Source organism: Micromonospora psammae (genome assembly GCF_036902725.1).
GTDB lineage: Bacteria > Actinomycetota > Actinomycetes > Mycobacteriales > Micromonosporaceae > Micromonospora.
In genome coordinates this window covers 59,751-75,822 of sequence record NZ_JBAKHM010000028.1, presented here as the reverse complement: position 1 = coordinate 75,822, position 16,072 = coordinate 59,751, and the positions used below count along the sequence as shown (strand labels likewise).

Annotated in this window: 16 protein-coding genes and 1 rRNA gene; 5 read left to right on the top strand and 12 right to left on the bottom strand. The window is 73.5% G+C overall.

Annotated features, from left to right (window positions below):
* The first annotated feature begins 93 nt into the window (after positions 1 to 93).
* The 3 genes from rrf to V6U79_RS25945 all read left to right on the top strand — a co-directional run bounded on the left by rrf (position 94) and on the right by V6U79_RS25945 (position 1,831).
* Positions 94 to 210: ribosomal RNA gene (gene rrf / locus V6U79_RS25955) — 5S ribosomal RNA — on the top strand.
* Positions 211 to 415: 205 nt separating this feature from the next.
* Positions 416 to 1,087: a LuxR C-terminal-related transcriptional regulator gene (locus V6U79_RS25950; protein ID WP_334616147.1), complete on the top strand. Its 672-nt coding sequence runs from the start codon at positions 416 to 418 to the stop codon at positions 1,085 to 1,087.
* Positions 1,088 to 1,204: 117 nt separating this feature from the next.
* Entirely contained in the window at positions 1,205 to 1,831 is a 627-nt protein-coding gene (locus tag V6U79_RS25945; protein ID WP_334533684.1) for a response regulator transcription factor, read from the top strand.
* Here V6U79_RS25945 and V6U79_RS25940 read toward each other — a convergent pair.
* The 12 genes from V6U79_RS25940 to shbA all read right to left on the bottom strand — a co-directional run bounded on the left by V6U79_RS25940 (position 1,761) and on the right by shbA (position 14,142).
* A complete protein-coding gene (locus tag V6U79_RS25940; protein WP_334616146.1) occupies positions 1,761 to 3,542 on the bottom strand; it encodes an ATP-binding cassette domain-containing protein in 1,782 nt (593 codons plus the stop codon). The genes V6U79_RS25945 and V6U79_RS25940 overlap by 71 nt on opposite strands.
* Entirely contained in the window at positions 3,539 to 5,206 is a 1,668-nt protein-coding gene (locus V6U79_RS25935) for an ABC transporter ATP-binding protein (protein ID WP_334616145.1), read from the bottom strand. Before V6U79_RS25935 ends, V6U79_RS25940 begins: the two co-directional genes overlap by 4 nt.
* Before the next feature lie 69 nt (positions 5,207 to 5,275).
* Complete coding sequence (locus V6U79_RS25930; protein ID WP_088647629.1) at positions 5,276 to 5,395, bottom strand: SapB/AmfS family lanthipeptide; 120 nt, start codon at positions 5,393 to 5,395, stop codon at positions 5,276 to 5,278.
* Positions 5,396 to 5,467: 72 nt separating this feature from the next.
* Positions 5,468 to 5,587, bottom strand: a complete 120-nt coding sequence (locus V6U79_RS25925) for a SapB/AmfS family lanthipeptide (protein WP_088647629.1) — start codon at positions 5,585 to 5,587, stop codon at positions 5,468 to 5,470.
* A 72-nt stretch (positions 5,588 to 5,659) separates the two neighbouring features.
* On the bottom strand, positions 5,660 to 8,242 hold the full coding sequence (lanKC, locus tag V6U79_RS25920) for a class III lanthionine synthetase LanKC (protein ID WP_334616144.1): 2,583 nt from the start codon (positions 8,240 to 8,242) through the stop codon (positions 5,660 to 5,662).
* 220 nt (positions 8,243 to 8,462) lie between these two features.
* Positions 8,463 to 9,704: a styrene monooxygenase/indole monooxygenase family protein gene (locus V6U79_RS25915; protein ID WP_334616143.1), complete on the bottom strand. Its 1,242-nt coding sequence runs from the start codon at positions 9,702 to 9,704 to the stop codon at positions 8,463 to 8,465.
* A 21-nt stretch (positions 9,705 to 9,725) separates the two neighbouring features.
* Positions 9,726 to 10,331 (bottom strand): GTP-binding protein, encoded by a 606-nt coding sequence (locus V6U79_RS25910; RefSeq protein WP_334533712.1) that lies wholly within the window; start codon positions 10,329 to 10,331, stop codon positions 9,726 to 9,728.
* On the bottom strand, positions 10,309 to 10,653 hold the full coding sequence (locus V6U79_RS25905) for a DUF742 domain-containing protein (RefSeq protein ID WP_334616142.1): 345 nt from the start codon (positions 10,651 to 10,653) through the stop codon (positions 10,309 to 10,311). Before V6U79_RS25905 ends, V6U79_RS25910 begins: the two co-directional genes overlap by 23 nt.
* A gap of 24 nt (positions 10,654 to 10,677) precedes the next feature.
* Entirely contained in the window at positions 10,678 to 11,142 is a 465-nt protein-coding gene (locus tag V6U79_RS25900; RefSeq protein ID WP_334533717.1) for a roadblock/LC7 domain-containing protein, read from the bottom strand.
* Positions 11,139 to 12,338, bottom strand: coding sequence for a sensor histidine kinase (locus tag V6U79_RS25895; protein ID WP_334533720.1), 1,200 nt, complete (start codon positions 12,336 to 12,338; stop codon positions 11,139 to 11,141). The genes V6U79_RS25900 and V6U79_RS25895 overlap by 4 nt, the downstream gene beginning before the upstream one ends.
* 353 nt (positions 12,339 to 12,691) lie before the next feature.
* Positions 12,692 to 13,567 carry an anti-sigma-D factor RsdA gene (locus V6U79_RS25890; protein ID WP_334533722.1) on the bottom strand — a complete coding sequence of 292 codons (876 nt, stop codon included), beginning with the start codon at positions 13,565 to 13,567 and terminating at the stop codon, positions 12,692 to 12,694.
* Positions 13,564 to 14,142 carry an RNA polymerase sigma factor ShbA gene (shbA, locus tag V6U79_RS25885; protein WP_334616141.1) on the bottom strand — a complete coding sequence of 193 codons (579 nt, stop codon included), beginning with the start codon at positions 14,140 to 14,142 and terminating at the stop codon, positions 13,564 to 13,566. The genes V6U79_RS25890 and shbA overlap by 4 nt, the downstream gene beginning before the upstream one ends.
* A 161-nt stretch (positions 14,143 to 14,303) precedes the next feature.
* On the opposite strand from shbA, the gene V6U79_RS25880 reads away from it, so the two are divergent.
* On the top strand, positions 14,304 to 15,305 hold the full coding sequence (locus V6U79_RS25880; RefSeq protein ID WP_334616140.1) for an ABC transporter ATP-binding protein: 1,002 nt from the start codon (positions 14,304 to 14,306) through the stop codon (positions 15,303 to 15,305).
* Positions 15,302 to 16,072, top strand: a complete 771-nt coding sequence (locus V6U79_RS25875) for an MlaE family ABC transporter permease (RefSeq protein WP_334533730.1) — start codon at positions 15,302 to 15,304, stop codon at positions 16,070 to 16,072. Before V6U79_RS25880 ends, V6U79_RS25875 begins: the two co-directional genes overlap by 4 nt.

Genomic DNA, 16,072 nt, shown 5'->3' with positions numbered 1-16,072 from the left:
AGGCCGAGGACTTGACTACAAAGAAGCTACGCGTCCACTGTGCAACTCCCGACAAACGAACACACCTGCGTGTGTTTGACAAGTCGATAGAGTTACGGCGGTCATGGCGGAGGGGAAACGCCCGGTAACATTCCGAACCCGGAAGCTAAGCCCTCCAGCGCCGATGGTACTGCACTCGGGAGGGTGTGGGAGAGTAGGACGCCGCCGGACAACCATTCCATTCAGGCCCACCCCGTAAGGGGTGGGCCTGAATGCGTTTCACGATCTGTCGGCGTCCGGCGCGGGACCTCGAGCGACCGCCTTTGGCCCCATGGGGTCCGCGGTTGGCCCTGGAAATCGCAGTCCGCGCAATCCATAATCGCGCTGAACGCCATTCACGAGGAGTGAGGCGGCGGTACGGGGGCACAGTGACCGGGTGGACGACGTGCGGAGTGAGATGAAAATCGAAAGCTGCTCCGGCCGGGGCCGGCTCACAGGCTCGGCCGAATCGACCGTGCGGGTCGCGGTGGTGGGAGAGCGCGGCCTGCTGCGTACCGTGGTGGCCGGGGTCCTCGCCACGACGCCGGGCTTCGAGTTGGTCGGGCAGAGCGGCCCGGACCAGGACCTCACGGAAGCCGACGGCCGGGCCGATCTCGTCCTGATGGACCTCGACACGGTCGAGGACCCCTGGGCCCTGACCGGGCGCCTGCACGCCCGCCGGCCGGAATGCGCGGTGGTGGTGCTGACCGCCCGGCGTACCGCGCAGGTGCTGCGGCGGGCGCTCCGGGCCGGCGTGCGAGGGCTCATCGGCAAGGACGTGGCGCCGGCGGAGCTGATCGACCAGCTTCGCGCGATCGCCGGCGGGCAGCGGAGGATCGATCCGCAGACCGCGCTGGCCGCTCTGGACGCCGCGGTCAACCCGTTGAGCGAGCGGGAACGGGAGGTGGCCGCCGCGGCCGCCCGGGGGTGGTCGGCCAGGGAGATCGCCGCCCGGCTTCACCTGGCTCCCGGCACGGTCCGCAACCACATCTCGACCCTGCTGCGGAAGACCGGCGGACGGAACCGGTCGGAGGCGGTGCAACACGCCCGGGATGCGGGTTGGATCTGACCGACATGCGTCGCCGGGGTATCGCATGACGAGCGTTTTCCATAGGATCCCTAACCGTGCGTCATCGAGTGCGCACGTCACGTCAGGCAGCGGGGGGTTGTCGACGGGGGGTCCTGCATGGTCCGCACGCTGCTCGCGCTCAGAGGAAGGTTGGTCCGGGGGGCACTGGCCCACCTGTTGGCCGCCGAGGACGACATCGACGTGGTCGGCGAGGCGGACACACCGAAGGAGTTCCAGGCCGCCCTGCGCGCCGAACGTCCCGATGTGGCCGTCATCGACGCTGACATGGTCACCGCGGACCAGTTGTGCCACCTCGCGTCCGGCGACTCCGGCGGTCCTCCCGGCGACGGTCGGCTCGGCCGGTTGCTGGTGCTGGTCGAGCAGCGCCGCGCGGCCCGTCTGGGCCCGGTGCTCGTCGAACACGGCCGGCGGATCGGCTTCCTGAGCCACGACGTGCCGCCCGGGCGGATCGCCGACGGCGTGCGTCAGCTCGCGGACGGGCAGGTCGTCCTGGACCCGGACCTGGTGGTCGCGGCGCTGGCGGTCGCGGAGAATCCGCTGACCCCCCGCGAGCGGGAGGTGCTCGACGTGGCGGCCGAGGGCCACCCGGTCCGGGACATCGCCCAGAAGCTGGCCCTGTCGGCGGGGACGGTCCGCAATCACCTCTCCCGGGTCATGGCGAAGACCGGCGCGCGTACGCGGCTGGAAGCGGTGCGGATCGCCCGCGAGTCGGGCTGGATCTGACCGAGGCGGGCTCACCGTAGCCGACGAGTTCCCGGTAAGCGGCCGAGCGGGCGAGCAGGCCCGCGTGACTGTCGACCAGCGCGGTGCGGCCGTCGAGCAGCAGGACCCGACGGGCCCGTAGGGCCGAGCTGATCCGGTGCGCGATGACCACCAGTGTCCCGGGCCGGTCGGCGAACGCCTCCTCCCAGCGCGCCTCGGTGGCCGGGTCGAGGTGGCAGGTCGCCTCGTCGAGGATCACGAGGGACGCGGGGGAGAGCCACGCCCGCAGCAGAGCCAGTTGCTGGCGCTCCCCGGCGGAGAGGTCCGCCGGGCACAGCGTCGCGTCGTGGCCGCCGAGCCGGGCCAGCAGCCCGGCGAGCCCCAGCCGCGTCGCCGCCCGCGTGATCGTCTCGTCGGGCAGGTCGGGACGCAGGTAGGTGAGGTTCTCCCGGACCGTGCCGGTGAAGACGTACGCCTCCTGGGGGATCAGGACGCGCCGGCCGGCCAGCTCGGCCGGGGTCGCGTCGGCCACCCGCACCCCACCCAGGTGGACCGTTCCGGCCTGCGGCCGCAGCACCCCGGCGACGAGTCCGGCCAAGGTGGACTTGCCGATACCGCTCGCGCCCACGATCACCAGGTGGTCTCCGACGGGCACGTCGAGGTCGAATCCGTGGAGCACCGGGTCGGCGTGCGGGCCGTACCGGAAGGTCACGCCCCGCAGGGACAGCGCCGGCGCCGCCGTTCCCGGCGCCGGCAGCGGCACCCGGGCTGCGGTGGTGGCCGGCCGGTCCGGGACGCCGGCGCGCAGCAGCCGGTCGAGGGTCACCGCGAAGCGGAGCCCGCCGGCGGCCACCCCCTGGACCAGGGTGTGCAGGGCGGGCTGCACCCCACTGACCACGTAGACCAGGGCGCCGAGCACCGCGCCCGGCCCGAGCCCCTGCCGGACCAGCCACGGGGTGGCCAGCAGCACCACCGGCACCGGCACCCACCCGCCGACGGCGAGGGTCAGTCCCCGGGTGACCGCCATGGTCGCCAGCCGCCGCTCCACCCGGGCCTGCGCGTCGACGTGCGCGCCGACCCAGCCGGTGACCCGGTCCCGCGCGCCGCTGACCGTGACGTCGCGGTGGCCGGTCACCGCGGTCACCGCCACCCGGCCCAGCTCCTCGTCGGCGAGCACGTACTGCCGCTGGCGGGCGATCATCGCCGGTAGGGCCGCCACGAACAGGCCCAGCCCGACCAGCATCGGCACCGCCACCAGCAGCGCGACCGGCGCGGCCAGGGAGATCAGGCCGACGAGGGCGGCGGCGGCGGTGAACAGGAAACCGCGGACCACCATCAGCAGGCCGGCGTAGGTGTCCCGGACCATCTCCACCTGGTGGGTGAGCCGGGCCACCGCCGCGTCGTCGCCGCGCCCGCCGGCCGCACCGGTCAGCGCGCCGGTGACCACCCGGCGCAGCAGGTCGTCCCGGAACGGTTCGACCACGTCGCCGAGCAGGGCGTACGTCCGGTTGGTGCCGACGGCGCCGACGAGGACGGCGAGGGCGAGCAGGCCCAGCCACAGCAGCCCGGCCGCCGGCCGGCCGGCGAGGAACCCGTCGTCGACCGCCCGCGCGGTCAGCAGGCCGGCCAGCGTGGCTGGCAGCGCCTCCGCGAGCGACCAGCCGGCCAGCCGGTACAGCTCGGACCGGCGGGACCGCAGCGCCGCCCGGGTCACCTCGCCCACGGTGGTCACGACCGGAACACCGCCCGGTAGTCGGGGTCGTCCCACAGCGTCGGGTGCGGGCCGACCGCCCGGACCCGGCCGCCGTCCACCCAGGCCACCAGGTCCGCGCGGGCGGCCATGCCGACCCGGTGGCTGACCACGATCCGGGTACGCCGGTCGTCCGGCGCGGTCAACGCCCGGGTCACCCGGTACTCGGTGACGGTGTCCAGGCTGGACGTGGCGTCGTCGAGGATCAGCAACCGCTCGGCGCGCAGCGCCCGGGCCAGCCCGAGCCGCTGCCGTTCGCCACCGGACATGGCGACGTCGGCTAACGGCGTCCGGTAGCGGTGCGGCAGCCGCTCGACGAAGTCGTTGATGGCCGCCGCTCTCGCCACCGGCACCGGGTCGGCCCCGCAGCCGACGGCCTCGCCGACGGTGGCGCCGACCAGCACCGGCCGCTCGAAGCCGTAGCCGGTGGCGGTGGTCAAGGCCGCCGCGGTCAGCTCGGGCAGCGGCACGCCGTCGAGGCGTACCTGGCCGGTGTCCGGGTCGCGCAGCCGTCCGGCGACGGCCGCCAGCAGGGACTTGCCCGCCCCGGACCGGCCGACCACCACCAGCAGCGCCCCACCGGGTATCCGCAGGTCCACCCGGTCGAGCAGGGGACGCCCGTCGGTGCCCCGCACGGTGACCCCGCGCAGTTCCAGCTCGCCGGGCCCGGGAGGCAGGGTGCGGGTGCCGTGTTGCCGGACCGGCTCGTCGAGCACCTCGGTGGCGCGGCGGCAGCCGGCCCGTACCCGGACCGCCGCCTGGAGGGTGCTCACCACCGTGCCGAGGCCGGCGCCGATCGCGGCGTACTGGAGGGCGGCCAGCAGCTCACCGGGGGTCAACCGGCCGGCGGCCAACGACACCCCGCCGACGGCGACCACCGCCAGTTGCAGCAGCGGGTTGAGCACCGCGCCCCGGGTCGCCGCCCCGGCCAGCACGCTCCACGTCCGGGCACCGTACGCCCGCAGCGCCGGGACCGGGGTCAGCACCCGCGCGACCTCCCGTTCCAGGGTGCCGGCGGCGGCGATGGTGCGCGCGCCGGCCAGGGCCTCCACCAGGAGGCCGGCGAGCGTGCCCTGGGCCTGCTGGTAGCCGGCGACGGCGGCGGACGCGTCGGCGACGAAGCGGCGGAGCAGCACGCCCAGCAGCAGCAACCCCACGACGAAGGTGAGGCCGAGCCACGGGTCGATCAGGGTGAGGGCCACCAGGCTCCCCACCGGAGGCAGCAGCACGGTGCCGGCCCGTACCAGGGTCGGGGCCGCCTGGCCGGCGTCGGCGACCTGGCCCACCAGCCGGCCCACCAGGTCGCCCACCGGGTGACGGGCCGCGGTGCGGGGGTCGAGGGAGAAGATGTGCCGGGTCAGGGTGTGCCGTAGGGCGGCGACGGACCGGGCGCTGGCCGCGCCCGTGCCGTAGTCGCGGATCGCGCCGGTGAGGACCAGCACGGCGATCAGCCCGACGGCGATGAGCAGCCAGTGGCCGGTGGAGGAATCCGGGGTCACGCCGACGGCGGCGTCGACGGCGCGACCCAGGATCGCGGGCAGCGCGAGTTCGGCCGCCACGTGCGTCACGGTGACCGCGGCCAGCGTCGCGGTCCAGTGGCCGGTGGATCTGACGGCGTGCACCAGGAGTCGGTCGGCCGGGTTCATGCCACCCCTCTCCCGTCGTCGCGCGGCCCCGGACCGGGGTAACCGGTCCGGGGCCAGGCGAACTGATCGTCAGTTACAGGTGGTGACGCTCAACGAGCTGTCGCCGCAGAGCAGCAGGCTGGCGCGGCTGCCACCGCCGGTGCGCTCGGCGGCCGGCAGTTCCATCCCCTGGAGGTCGAGCAGAGCCATGTCGGTTCCTCTTTCTCTGTCGATGGTGCGGATCGGTGGGTCGGAGTGGTCGTCGGGTCGACGGCCACCAGGTCAGTTGCAGGTCGTGACGCTCAGCGAGCTGTCACCGCAGAGCAGCAGGCTGGCGCGGCTGCCACCGCCGGTACGCTCGGCGGCCGGCAGCTCCATCCCCTGGAGGTCGAGCAGAGCCATGTCAATTCACCTCCTTCCAGATAGTTCGGGTCGGTCGGCCCCGGGATGACTCCCGGGGAGCTGGTGGGCCGGTCAGCCGGCCGTGGTGGTGGTGTCCTCCGCCCGGGTCGCCTCGGGCAGTGGCGCGAGGAACGGCAACCGGACCGCGTCCGCCGGCCGGGTCGCCGCCAGGGCGGTCAGGACGCCCGCGGTGCCGGTGGCCAGGTCCATGGAGAGCCGCAGCAGCTGGTCGCCGGGGAACGCGGTCGCGTCCCGGTACGGCAGCGCGTGCCAGCTCAGCAGCCGGGCCTGCTGCCGCGCCGCGTCGTACTCGCCCCGTTCCGCGAGGTAGGCGACGATCCCGGCGCGGCCGGCGAAGAGGCCCGACTGGGCGTAGAAGGGGGAGTCGGCGCAGCGCCGGATGGCGGCCGCGGTGGTCCGCAGGTCCTCGTCGGGGCGGTGGCGTAGGTACTGGTCCAGGACCAGCCCGATGCCGACGCTGCCCTCGGCGAGGTACGGCATGGTCCGCCAGCCCTCGTTGACCTCGAGGTGGCCGGCGTCGCGCAGGACGCAGCGGCGCAGGTCCTGCCGCAGCGCGGTGGCGGCGTGGTCGAGCAGCGCCGGGTCGTGGTCGAGTTCGTACATCCGCAGCAGCATCAGCGCCACCCCGGCGCCGCCGCGCGTCAGCCCCGCGTACGGGTGCCGGCCACCGCTGATCTCCGCGACGGACTCCACGTCTCCGAGCCGGTCGACGACCAGGCCGACCGCCCGTCGGGCGGCGTCGGCGTAGCGCCGCTCGCCGGTCACCCCGGCGAAGTGGGCCAGGTTGAGCGCGATCCCGGACAGGCCGTCGGTCAGGTCGTTGCCCAACTCGGTCCAGGGCTGGTCGAGGCAGAGCTCCAGCAGGCGGAGCGCCTCGTCGCGGTGCCCGAGCCGGTCCAGCACGTACGCGACGCCGTGCAGCCCGTCGTAGAAGCCGAGGCGGCTGCCGGGGGCCGGTTCGGCGACCCGGTCGATGAGCCACCGCGTGTGCTCGGGGTCGGTGGGGGCGCCGGCGGCGTGCAACGCCCAGAGCACCCCGGCCGCGCCGTGCGCGACGCCGAGGCCGCCGTCGGCGCCGCTGAACTGGCGGATGTCGCCGGGAAAGAGCCGGTCGTGGCGGTGCGGGGTGGCGCTGGCGGTGATCGCGGCGGCGAGCCGGTCCCGCAGCCCCGGCCAGTCGTCCGGGTCGATCCGGACCGCGTCGCGGAGCGCGGCGGTCGCGGTCGGCTCGGCCGCCGTCTCGCCGACGATCACGCCGACCGTCTCGTCGAGCACGTCCCGGGGGACGGGGAACTGCGCGGCGACCACGTCGGCCAGGTGCGCGGCCTTGGCCGGGGCGAGCCGCAGCATCGCCGTCAGCGGCAGGAACAGCGCCAGCCGCAGGCAGGCCAGGGCGTACCGGTCGACGGCGAGGCCGGTGCGGTCGCGCGGCGCGGCGAAGGCCTGGTTGCGCAGCGCCGGCCGGTCCGCCTCGCCGACGGGCGCGGCGACCTCGAAGTCGACCAGCGTGACCGTCCCGTCCGGACCGACCAGGATGTTGAACATGTGCAGGTCGCCGTAGACGATCCCGTGGGCGTGGATGGCGTCGACCGCCTCGGTCACCTGCCGGTGGACGTCCAGCGCCCACCGGGTGTACGCGGCGCGGTCGCCGTCGAGGTTGACCAGCGGGTAGCGCTCCACGACCACCTGGTTGAGCGGGCGGCCCTCGACGAACTCCAGCGCCAGGAACTCGTGCCCGCCGAAGCTGAACTCGTCGTGCACCCGCACCAGGTGGGGCACGTCGGCGAGCCGGCGCAGCATCTCGGCCTCCCGGCGCAGCCGGGTCACCGCGTCGGCGCCGGTGGCGTCCAGTCCGGCGTGCGGGCGGGCCTCCTTCAACACCACCCGCGCCCCGGTACGGGTGTCGCGCGCCTCGTACAGGCCACCGCCGTTGGAGAAGTGGATCACCTTCTCGATCCGGTACGGCAGGTCGGTGGTGTGCGCGGCGTTGCGGGCGGCCAGGTGCGGGGCGAGGAAGTCGGGCAGGGTGACCCACTCGGGCACGTGGAAGACCGGGTCCCGGCGGTCCGGCACCAGCGTGCCGTCTTGGTCCTCGATCGCCGGGACGACCTGCCCCTCGGGGGAGAGGCAGTAGCGGGCGGCGAAACCGCCGTAGCGCAGGTAGACCGGTCCCTCGCCGTAGCGCAGGTCGCTGAGGATGTACGGGCCCTGCTCCCCGTCGAGCAGCGCCGCCAGCTCCTTGGCGGTGAGCTCCAGCTCGGCGTCGTCGCGGGGGTAGACGGTGATGAACTTGCCGCTGCTGCCCCGCCGGGCGTACTTGCTGTTGCGCATGAGCAGCATCCGCGGCCCGCGCAGGTGCTTGTACGGGATGCCACGGGGCTGGCAGTAGTCCATCACCCGGGTGAGCACCCGTTCGGCGTTGTCCAACCGCGCCGACACGTGGATCTTCCAACCCTGCTGCGGGAGGGAACCGCCGACCGGCGCGTGGATCAGCCAGTCGTCCTTGACCTCGACCTCCCAGCCGTCGGTGGGCGGGCGGTCCGCGGCGTACCGGGGGGTCTTGGCGCTGGCGCTGGCCAACGAGTCGTAGAAGAGCGGGTCGACCGCGCAGAACGAGTCGTATCGGTCATCCATGTCGCCTCCCTCCGCTGCCTGATCGGGTCAGGTCAATCCTGCGGACGGACGACGGGTGTGCACAGTGCGATGAGTCATGGACCCTGGGTGAGTTTCGCACCCCCGGATCGTGACAACTGCGGAGTTTGAACTCGCGAACACCGCTTCACCTGGGACGACGTACTCGTGACGGCCAGCGGGGACGGGATCCGATCCCGCCCCCGCCGGCCGTGCCCCGGTTTCAGCCGGCGGCGACGGAGGCCAGGTAGCTCTCCGCCCGGTCCGGCGCCATGAACCAGTGCTGAAAGTCGTTCGGGTCGCTGAAGCCGTTGGCGAACCGGCGGGCCACCGTCGGGTTCAGCGAGGCCGTGCCGAGGACCTGCTGCACGTGCGGTGGCAGCGGCTGGAGCATGGCGTTGGTCCAGTCGGTGACCGCCAGCCCCGTCTCCGCCCAGAACCTCTCGAACGTCCGACCCATCCACTCCCGGTCGAAGGGCTGGTCACCGCGCTCCACGATGGACCGCAGATACGACGCCGCGCACTTCGCGGCGGTGTTGCTGCCCTGGCCGGTGATCGGATCGTTGGCGACCACCACGTCGGCCATGCCCAGGACGACGCCGCCCGAGGGAAGCTCCGCCACCGGGTGGCGCACCGTCGGGGTGTACCGGCCGGACAGGGTGGCGCGGGCGTCGGTCAGCTCCACCCCGGCACACCGCTCGTAGATCCACGGGGTGTACCGCCGGGCCAGCTCCAGGGTCAGCCGGAGGTGCTCGGCCGGATCCCGACGTTCGGTCCAGAGGTCGAGCGGGCCGCCGGGCACCGCCTCCCAGAACAGGATCTCGCAGGGGCCGGAGAGGGTGAGCGCGGGGATGACGAACAGCTCGCCGAGCCCGGGCACCGCGTTGAAGCTGACGTGCGGCACCGGCCAGAGCGGGTCCGGCGCCATGCCGTGCACGTACGCCACCGCCAACCCCCGCTGGGGGGCGGTGTGCACCGAGCGCTGCGGGTCGCGGTCGAAGACGCCCACCAGGTCGCCCTTGCCGGCGGCCACCACGGTGAGGTCGTACCGGCCGAGCCGGGTCAGCCCGTCCAGGTCGGCGGTGGTGACGCCCTGGTAGTGCACCGTGCCGCCGCGCTGCTCGAACAGTTCGAGCCAGGCGGCCATCTTCACGCGCTGGTCGGTGCTCTGGGCGGGCTCGTCCAGGGGACAGGGGATGCGCAGCGCCCGCTCGCCGGGCGGCGCGGAGAGCGACACGTGCAGTCCCTGCAGCGGTGGCGCCTGGTCCTGCCAGAGGTCCAGCCCGTACCGCCGCTCGGTGCTCAGGGCGGCGCCGAACATGGCCTGCGTGCTCATCACCGCGCCCCGCCGGATCTCCTCCGGCGTGCGGGCCGCCATGACGGTCACGTCGTAGCCCTCGGCGAGCAGGCTCAGCCCGAGCTGAAGACCGGACTGGCCGGCCCCGACGATCAGAATTTTCCGCATTGGTACCTCCAGGTGGTTGGGCTACCGGGCCGCGGGGACGCCCGGGGACGGGTCGCCGGTGCGGTGCATCGTGTGCTCGACGACCGCCAGCAACGCTCGGGCGACCGAGGACGGGTCGCGGAGGTCGCCCGCGATGACGGGCACCGCGGGGGAGAGCCCGAGGGCCTCCCGTACGTCGTCCAGGTGGTGGGTCAGCACGCCGTCGAAGAGGTTCACGCAGACCACGAACGGCAGGTCGGTGTCCTGCTCGAAGTAGTTGACCGCGGGGAACGACGCTTCCAGGCGGCGGGTGTCGGCCAGCACCAGCGCGCCGACCGCCCCCCGGCACAGGTCGTCCCACATCGGCCAGAACCGGGGCTGGCCGGGCGTCCCGAACAGGTACAGCACCAGGTCCGGGCCGATCGTCAGCCGTCCGAAATCCATCGCCACGGTCGTGGTCGTCTTGTCGATCCCCGGGTCGAGCCGGTCCACGGTCTCACTGGCCGCGGTCATCCACGCCTCGGTGTTGATCGGTGGGATCTCCGAGATGGACCGGACACAGGTCGTCTTGCCGACCCCGAAACCGCCGGCGATGACGATCTTCGCCGAGGTCAGCAGCGGGCTGTCAGGCAAGCTGGCGGAGGCCATCGCGCAGTCTCTCCAGAAGGCGGAAGTCGAACGGGGAGGTGTACTGGTCACTGTGGACCCGCAGCCGGTCGGTGGCGGCGAGGTCGTCGACCACCACCCGGGTGACACCCAGCGTCATCCCGCAAACCGCGGAGAGCTCGGCGACGGACCGGGTCCGGCGGGCGTGTTCGTAGAGCGACCGGGACTCGGGCAGCAGACCCGAGGCGAAGACGGCGTCGTAGTACGGCACCGACACCAGGGTGTGCACGAGCAGGTGACGCCGGGTGCGGGTACGGCCTCCGGTGAGGATGTACGGTCGCACCTTCCAGTACGGGGTGGGCACGATGGCTCCCTCGGTTCTGGCCCGTCAGCGGGCCGGCTGGCTGGCGGTGAGGCGGTGCAGTTCGCTGCGGACCTGCGGGGTGAGCGCGTGTCGCACCGCTCCGACGAACTGCGTCATCCGATAGGAGACGACCCGCAGGTCACAGCCGGCCGCGGCGGCGACGGCCAGGCCCGCCGACTCGCCGACCCGCATGAACAGCAGGTGCCCGCGCGGCAGCCGGACCGTCAGGTACTCCGAGGCGCCGAGGTCGAGCAGCGCGGCGCTGCGGTCGGCCATGCTGAGCAGCCCCGAGGTCAGCGCGGCGAGCTGGTCGCCCAGGTCGCGGGGAACCTGGCGGGACGCGGCGAGCTGGAGGCCGTCGAGGGAGACCAGCAGGGCGTGGTTGACGCCGGGCACGTCCTCGGCGAACTGCCGGATCAGCCAGGCGCAGTCGGGCTGGCCCGGGCCGGGCGTCGGCGGGGCGTCGTCGCGCCGGTGGATCGGGGTCATCGCAGGTGTCCTTCGTGCAGAGGGGCCGATTGTGCGTCGCTGATGCCGGCGGCGAAGGCGGCGGTCTCGTCGGGCCAGGCGTCGGGGGCGGACCCGTCGTCCACGCCGGTCGCCGCCGCGGACCGGGGCGGCGGCTGCCCCCCGGTCGGCTCGTCCGCGCGGACGCTTCCGGGCGTCCGTCGGGGCAGGCCGGCGCCCGGACCGGGCTGGCCGGCCCGGGTGCCGGGGTCGTCGCCGGCCGACGGGGCACCCAGTGCGTTCAGGCGCACCGTGGGTGACTGAGCGGCGTGGGACGGCGGCATGGGTGCGCTCCGATGACGGGTCTCGGCCCAGGCCGGCGAGGGACCGGCCGGTGGCGGGGGCTCCGCGGCAGGCGCTCCGGCGGGCCCGGTCGCCACGTCGCACAGCAGGGCTCCGGGGATCAGCGCCGTTGCGGTCGTTCCGCCCGAGGGCCGGTTGGTGAGAGTGACCCGCAGCTGATTGGCGCGAGCCAGGTGCGCGACGACGACCAGTCCCAGGTGCGCCGCCGGGTTCTGCCCGGCCGGCGCCGGGCCGGTGCCGGCGAGCATGGCGTTGAGCGCCGTCAGGTGGTGAGGGTCCACCCCGACACCGGCGTCCTCGATGCGCAGCAGCACGCTCCCGTCCTCGGTGACGAACGCGGAGACGGTCACCGCCGAGGAGGGGGGCGAGAAGCGGGCGGCGTTGTCGAGCAGCTCGGTGAGCACCCGGATGACGTCGTCCGCGGCGAACTCCACGACGCCGAGCGCCACGACGTGCCCGATCCTGATCCGGGGGTAGTACTCGACGGCCGAGGCGGCGGCGCGTACCACGTCGACCAGGGTGACGGTTTGCGGATCGGCGTCCTCGACCCGGCGACCCAACAGGACCTGCAGGTTCTCCGCGTGGCGGCGGATCCGGGTGTTGGCGTGGTCGATGCGGTAGAGCCGTTCCAGCCGTTCCGGGTCCTGCTCGTCGCTCTCGACGGCTTCGAGGTGGCTGCCCATCTGGTAGGCCGTGGCGAGGATGCGCAGGGCGAACTGCTCGCAGATCGCCGGCCAGAGGGTGTCCGTCGGCTTCTCGGGCGGGGGCGGGGGTGCGGTCTCCGCCGCGGCGACTGACCACTGCGCCACCGTCGGGTCCAGCCAGCGGGCCGCGCGCTGCCGCCAGGTCAACTGCCGCCGCGTCGAGGACTCCATTCGGGAAACATCAGCATGCTTCATGAAGTACCCGGTCTATCGGTAATAGTCCTTTCTGGCATGGTGCAGCAGTCAACCACCGTCCTGTCCGGATGGCAATATTCAAGGTCAACTTGGGCCGGTTTTCACACCGCCGTACGCCATCGCGCCCGCCCCTCGACCGGACCGACCGGCACGACACCACATGTATGCATCGCGTGCGACTCCCGGAACGCAACAGGCAATTCGGTGCGACACGGCGACGGGTCTCGTACGCAGGCGGTCGTCGGGGCGTGCGTCACCGGGTCGGCGGTCGGGCTCCCGCCGTCGACGGTGGAAGGTGCCACGGGCCGCAGGCTCGCGGCGCCCGCGGGTCAGCCGATCAGGTCCACAGTCGGCAGTGGCAGCTCGGGCAGCGACACCGAGGGCCTCGGCTTCGGCTCCGTCGGCAGGGGCAGTTCCGGCAGCGACGGCAGGAGGTTGCCACCCGACGCCGGCGTCGGCTTCGACGTCGGCTTCGGCGTGGGTGGCCGCGGGGCGGCCGGGCGGGGGGTCGGCGGACGGGTGGAGGCGGGACCGCCGGACGGGGAGGTCGTGGCGGGCGGCGTGAGCGGCGTGGGCGGCGGCGTCGAAGCCGCGCACCGGGGCCAGGTGGGACAGGCCGGAATGGTCAGGTCGCCGAGAACGGCGTCGAGCTCGGCCAGCAGCCGGGCGGCCTCGGCCGGGTCGCCGACTCCGGCCAGCTCCCGTCGGGCCTGGTCGACCAGCTGCCGGGCCTCCTCGAAGCGTCCCGCCGCGGCGGCCTCCCGGGCTCGGGCGATGGTCTCCTCGACCACCCGCACCTCCGCCCGCTCGGGGTGCAGGACCTTGGTAAGCGACCACAGTGGGCTGGCCGGGCCCGCGTCGCGGCTGCCGATCCCCAGCCCGGTCACCAGCACCAGCGCGGCGGCCACGGCGGCGGCCAGCCGCAGGGCCCGTCGCCGCAGGGGCAGCGGCCGGATCGGGGCGAGCGCGGGTGCCGGGGGAGCGTCGGGTCGGACCTGGGCGTGGTCGGGGTCCGGCGTGCCGGCGACCCACTCGAGCTCGTCCACCCCGGCGGCGACGTCGTCGCGCCAGGCGGCCAGCATCGCGGTGAGGTCGTCACCGTCGGACTCCGCCCCGCCCCGCCCGAGCGCGTCGAGGAGCAGGTCGTCGTGGGCGACCGTGCCGAGGTCCAGCTCCGCACCGTCGTCCGGCCAGCGCTCACTCATGCCGCCACCTCGTCGAGTCCGTTGCCGGCAAGCGTACGGAGCCGGGCGAGGGCGCGGGACTGGGCCACCCGTACGGCCGGGGCGGACATCCCGAGGATGGTGCCCACCTCCTCGGCGGGCAGACCGACCGCCACCCGCAGGATGACGATCTCCCGCTGGACGCCGGGGAGGCGGTGCAGCAGCACCGCGAGCCGGCGGGCCAGATCCGTGGCGACGGCCTGCTGCTCCGGCCCCGGCGCGGCGTCGGGCTGCTCCACCGGCGTGTCGGTGACGGCGACGGCGCCGTCGCGTACCGCCGCCCGCTGGGCGTCGGCGACCTTGTTCGCAGCGACGGCGAAGACGAACGCGGAGAACGGCCGGCCCTGGTCGCGGTAGCGGGGGAGGGCCTTCAACACCGCCAGGCAGACCTCCTGGGCGACGTCGTCGGCGGTGGTGTACGCACCGCCGACGCGGCCGAGGCGGGCCCGGCAGTAGCGGACCAGCTGTGGACGCACGTCGCTCAGCAGGGCCGCCATCGCCGCCCGGTCGCCGTCGGCGGCCAGGCGGACGAGTTCTGGCTCGATCGCTGTCGTCATTGATGCGAAACACCTTCGTTACCGGCGGGTGAACGAACGTTATCGAGACGCACGCCACTTCGCCAGGCCACATTCGGTGTCCGCCCGGTGACGCAAAAAAATTGTTGCGTTCCGACGGGCCGCCCCGATGTCACAGGTAACCAGCGACGAGGGGAGGGCAGATGGGTGTCGAGGTGGCCGTGCGGGGGCTGACGAAGTCCTTCGGTGGCCAACCGGTGTGGTCGGACATCAGCCTGACCCTGCCGGCCGGTGAGATCTCGGTGCTGCTGGGCCCCTCCGGCACCGGCAAGTCGGTCTTCCTCAAGACCCTGGTCGGCCTGCTGCGCCCCGACGCCGGCTCCATCCTGATCGAGGGCAAGGACCTGCCCCGGCTCTCCGAGCGCGCGCTGTACGAGGTGCGCAAGCTGTTCGGCGTGCTGTTCCAGGACGGCGCGCTCTTCGGCTCGATGACCATCTACGACAACGTGGCGTTCCCGCTGCGGGAGCACACCCGCAAGTCCGAGTCGCAGATCCGCGCCCTCGTCACCGAGAAGCTCGACATGGTCGGCCTGGTCGGCGCCGAGGGGAAGCTGCCCGGCGAGATCTCCGGCGGCATGCGCAAACGCGCCGGCCTGGCCCGCGCGCTGGTGCTCGACCCCCGCATCGTCCTGTTCGACGAGCCGGACTCCGGACTGGACCCGGTCCGCACCGCCTACCTGAACCAGCTCATCATCGACCTCAACCAGCGCACCGGCGCGACGTTCCTGATCGTCACCCACGACATCAACACCGCGCGGACGGTGCCGGACAACATCGGGCTGATCTACCACGGCCACCTGGCCATGTTCGGGCCCCGGGAGATGCTGCTGTCCAGCACCGAGCCGGTGGTGCGGCAGTTCCTCAACGCCCAGCGGGTCGGCCCGATCGGCATGGCCGAGGAGAAGGACGCCGAGGAACTGCAGGCCGAGGCCGACGCCGGCGCCGAACTGGCCCCGCTGCCGCCCATCCCACGGCAACTGCAGCCCTCCGACGGTCGGCCCCGCCCGGCCGAGCGGACACCCGGTCAGTGGCTGCGGGAAAACGGCGTCACCCCGCCACCGGGCTCCTTCGAGGAGCAGCGCGGCGCGCAGCCGCCGACGGTCGAGCCGCGCCGTGAGGCCATGCACCGTCAGGAGGCCGGATGAGCGCCCCCGTCGCCGTGCTCCGCGGCACCGGCGAGTTCTTCGCCTTCTGCCTGGACACCCTGCGTGGCCTCGGCCGCCGGCCGGTGCAGGTCCGCGAGTTCGTCCAGCAGGCCTGGTTCATCAGCTCGGTGTCGATCCTGCCCGCCGCGCTCGTCGCCATCCCCTTCGGCGCGGTCATCGCGTTGCAGCTCGGCTCGCTGGTCCGGCAGCTCGGCGCCCAGTCGTTCACCGGCGCCGCCTCGGTGCTCGCGGTGGTCCGCGAGGCGGGACCGATCGTCACCGCGCTGGTCATCGCCGGCGCGGGCGGCTCGGCGATCTGCGCCGACCTCGGCTCCCGCAAGATCCGCGAGGAGCTCGACGCGATGCAGGTGCTCGGCATCGACCCGATCCACCGCCTCGTGGTGCCCCGGGTGCTCGCCTCGATGCTGGTCGCCGTGCTGCTCAACGGGCTGGTCAGCGTGGTCGGGGTCAGCGGCGGCTACCTGTTCAACGTGGTCATGCAGGGCGGCACGCCCGGCGCGTACCTGGCCAGCTTCCAGGCCCTCGGTCAACTGCCCGACCTGCTGGTGGGTGAGGTCAAGGCGCTGCTCTTCGGCGCCGCCGCCGCGCTGGTCGCCTCGTACAAGGGGATGACCGCGCGCGGCGGCCCGAAGGGGGTCGGCGACGCGGTCAACCAGAGCGTCGTCATCACCTTCATGCTGCTGTTCGCACTGAACTTCCTCGTCACGGCCGTGTACTTCCAGGTCGTACCGCAGAAGGGGAGCTGA